Annotated in this window: 4 protein-coding genes and 1 tRNA gene; 2 read left to right on the top strand and 3 right to left on the bottom strand. The window is 43.9% G+C overall.

The window, feature by feature from the left end:
• The 3 genes from BG32_RS00310 to BG32_RS00300 all read right to left on the bottom strand — a co-directional run.
• Nucleotides 1-204: hypothetical protein (locus BG32_RS00310; protein ID WP_147434760.1), on the bottom strand; the 204-nt coding region annotated here is incomplete at its 3' end.
• Nucleotides 201-707 carry a crossover junction endodeoxyribonuclease RuvC gene (ruvC, locus tag BG32_RS00305; protein WP_006487163.1) on the bottom strand — a complete coding sequence of 169 codons (507 nt, stop codon included), beginning with the start codon at nucleotides 705-707 and terminating at the stop codon, nucleotides 201-203. The genes BG32_RS00310 and ruvC, both read right to left, overlap by 4 nt.
• Before the next feature lie 323 nt (nucleotides 708-1,030).
• Nucleotides 1,031-1,108: transfer RNA gene (locus BG32_RS00300), tRNA-Asp, on the bottom strand.
• 453 nt (nucleotides 1,109-1,561) lie between these two features.
• On the opposite strand from BG32_RS00300, the gene BG32_RS00295 reads away from it, so the two are divergent.
• Entirely contained in the window at nucleotides 1,562-1,978 is a 417-nt protein-coding gene (locus BG32_RS00295; protein WP_006487160.1) for a hypothetical protein, read from the top strand.
• Nucleotides 1,979-2,032: 54 nt separating this feature from the next.
• Entirely contained in the window at nucleotides 2,033-3,319 is a 1,287-nt protein-coding gene (locus BG32_RS00290; RefSeq protein ID WP_121526206.1) for a peroxiredoxin, read from the top strand.
• The last annotated feature ends 119 nt before the right edge of the window (nucleotides 3,320-3,438 follow it).

Here is a 3,438-nt window from a genome sequence, read left to right as displayed (position 1 = left end):
CTTCTCACAAAAGACAGATTCAAGAAACTCCTTTATCTCGCTGCTAACGTCACATTGGAAAGCTAACTCGATCTCTTTAGATTTACAGTCCACAGATATATCGGAAATCTCTATTCCTTCACACTCGAAAGATGAGTCGATGCTCAAAGCCTTCGAAAGAAGCCTCGATAAAGGGAGTCCCACATTTCTCATGAATAGTTTCATGCCTTTCGAACACCTCCGGGGAATTTCCTTGAAGTCAAGTGACACCAGGCTACAGCTAGCGCATCGGCCGCATCATCGGGTCTGGGGTTAACTTCCATTCGGAAGAAAGTTTTCAAAGTCCTCTGAACCTGCCCCTTTTCGGCTCTTCCGTAGCCAGTAACGGCAAGTTTTACTTGATGGGGTGTATATTCAAATATCGGTACTTCGTGTCTCCTCATTGCAAGAAGTATAACCCCCCTCGCCTCGCTCACCTGAATCGCCGTCGTGACATTTCTGAAGAAGAAAAGCTCTTCGACGGCAGATTCATCGGGGCGAAACTCGAGTAGAAGTTCTTCAAGCCTATCATGAATCTTTAGAAGTCTGTCAGGTATAGGTTCTTGCGGCTCAGTTCTGATCGCTCCGTATGAAACGAGATCGATCCGCGACGATCTCATCTCGACTACACCATATCCAACCGCTCCAAAACCTGGATCGATACCTAGAACCCTAACACAGGCAGGCAACTATGAACACCTCCAGAACTCGGTAGAAACCAGTCTATTACAAAACACTCATCACCCTAAGTCCAGCTCAAAGAAGTCAAAAGTCTGAAAGGCTTCGATTCTTGACAGCAACGACAATGGTCAAAACGCCCCGACGGGAATTAATCTTTAAGTCACAAGGACACTGTATCGAATACATTCACTCTGAAGATATTGTAACCGTCCTCAACCTGAAAGAAGTTAAGTAGATATTGACCGGAAGAACTTGCTTGTCATCTTGAGTGTGAGAATTGTCTGAAGCTTCCAATATGCAAAAAAAATAGAGAGTCCCTCAGGACTCTCTCTGGCGGGGACGACGAGACTTGAACTCGCGGCCACCGGTGTGACAGACCGGCATGATAACCAAGCTTCACCACGTCCCCGAACAGATAAGATTCTACATTACTCGAATCTATCTGTCAATAGCCCGATATGCCGTGATGATATTGTTGTTCATATAGAATACCGTGTGATGACTACCGGCAAATGAAGTGATCCGTAGTAAATAGTCTAGAGCAAACCAGAATATGGAAGAACTTATCATCACCGGGAGCTACCACCAAATTCTGGAGAAAACTACATATGGCCTCATATGTCTTTTGATGATTCAATACGTACACACGTCACGCACACTACATTCTATCGTGTACTTCTCTTAATAATCACAGTAATATTACAATATTACTGTGACAATCTTCGATTTAGGTAACACAGGACAGCTGTTCACGAATATTTAGCGCTAAGCATATCTGATTTTGTTTATTACTATTTTTCTATATGACATATATGGTGATATTATTTCAGTACCTTAACTAACTAGAAAGGAGGGAACTCTGATGTTTAAAAGGTGTTTTTTGATTTTTTCTTTCGTATTCCTGTCGATTTTGACATTTGGACTGACTGGTGGCGTGATCACAAGAGTGGAGGACCCAGGTTGCTATTTGTATGAATGCAATTGTTTCTTGTATTCAGAATTTTCTTACAGCAAAGAGTTGATAATTAATACGAGATTTGTACCCTACGCAGTATATTGCTGTATTTCTACAGAAGCACGTCATTACGACGCAAACAACAACCCTTTGAGTGTATTTGCAAGCGCTTACGGAGAATGCAGATACTCGATTGACGCAAGTCCGTGGAGCTGGGAGTACGTGGATGTTGACTGCGAAGGATTTGGCGTAGCCAGCTGCAACAAATGCACAATAATGTTCTATTTCTTTCAAATCGAAGATGATTTTAAGCCGAAGCTGTGAGTGAAAGTTGTTTTTGCTCTGATCTTTGACATATGAATTGAGGAGGTGATTCGTATGGCTAAAAAGGTAGCGATATTGCTTGTCGTTTCGTTGATTTCGTCGGCGATGCTTTTTTCCGGTACTCTGTCCGGTTATCTTACGGAACGGATGGGCTGGACATACATCGCGAGCGGAAGCGATGTCGAAATGAGTATTTATCCACCGGAAGGAGTCAGCGCAATCGCAGATGAGCGTATTTTCTATGGACAGTTCACAATTGGAGATTCAACTGTCAACATAGCGATCATGAACGTCGAGCCTCCGATCCTCTGGATCGACAGCGATTACGACGGCTGTTTCCTAAACAACATTCCGATAAAGGGACAATATAGAGGGACCGTTATCAATGAAAGCCGTGCCTATAAATTCAGTCAACAGTTAAGGGTCGAATATCTTTCCAACGGGAATTCATCTTACATGACCCAGGATCTTGAAATTCACGCGATCCTTCCAAAAAAGGAAGGCGTCGAAGTCGACTACTTGCTCATGAGTAGAAGAGAAGGTTTGCTGGAAGTCGACGGAGAGCTTATCGAAATCGCCCTGTTTCCTACCGCGCCCGATGGCCTGGCCGATAAGATAGACGAAGTCTTCATCGGAATAGATCTAGACAGAGATGGAACTATAGACATGGTTCATAAGAATCACGAGCTTTTCGAAGCGACCAGCGTCATAAGAATCAACGACAAGAACTACAGAGTAAGCGAGATCAGCAGGGATGGCAGAAAAGTCACATTCGAGCAGGTCGATGAAGATGCCCAGAACAGGCCTCTGTTGAAAAAGGGTTCGATCGCACCTCTGTTCGAAGCCAGAGACGTACACGGAAAGAGCTTTTCTATGAGAGATTATCTCGGAAATCCCATCATTGTAGTCGTGACTTCAAAGACACCGCTTGAAGTTTTCAACGGCGGATTTCCATGCGCTACAGGTGATTGCGAAGATACCAGCAGAGAAGAGAAGAGGCTGAGAAGCCTTTTAAACGAGCTTGTCACATGGAACGAGTATTCCGCAAAACCAGAAATTGAGCTCTTATGGCTTTACTCCGGCGAAGAAATCACTTCTGCAGACTCTCTTGAAGAATACTCCTGGTTACACCTGATTGCCGACAAATCGGCAGTGGAGCTTTACAGCACACCGTTGTCGAACGGCATGTTCCTGATCTCTAAGGACGGTAGGATCGAGTATCTTGACGATTATGTCCTTCAGGCGGGAGACGGTCCGATTCCCACATATCCAGTTTTCAGAATTCCCACTTTCGGGCTTACCAGTTATATTTGGTTCAGGGAACTCGTTTTTGACAAATGATTCATGCCTGTTTATTCAGCAGAGAATATTCGAAAGAACTCTGTCTTTCATGGTAATTTCCAGATATTACGGGTGCAAGAGAATAGAGCATACTTTCAAATTGGTGTTCATAGTGTAGA

This window comes from Mesotoga sp. HF07.pep.5.2.highcov (genome assembly GCF_003666285.1).
Lineage (GTDB): Bacteria > Thermotogota > Thermotogae > Petrotogales > Kosmotogaceae > Mesotoga > Mesotoga prima.
The sequence above is the reverse complement of the archived record's forward strand: the minus strand, read 5'-3'. Positions and strand labels throughout refer to the sequence as shown.

What these genes read in the sequence shown, in the direction of transcription:
- BG32_RS00295 (WP_006487160.1), top strand. Translation starts at nt 1,562, where the DNA reads ATGTTTAAAAGGTGTTTTTTGATTTTTTCTTTCGTATTCCTGTCGATT.
- BG32_RS00290 (WP_121526206.1), top strand. Translation starts at nt 2,033, where the DNA reads ATGGCTAAAAAGGTAGCGATATTGCTTGTCGTTTCGTTGATTTCGTCG.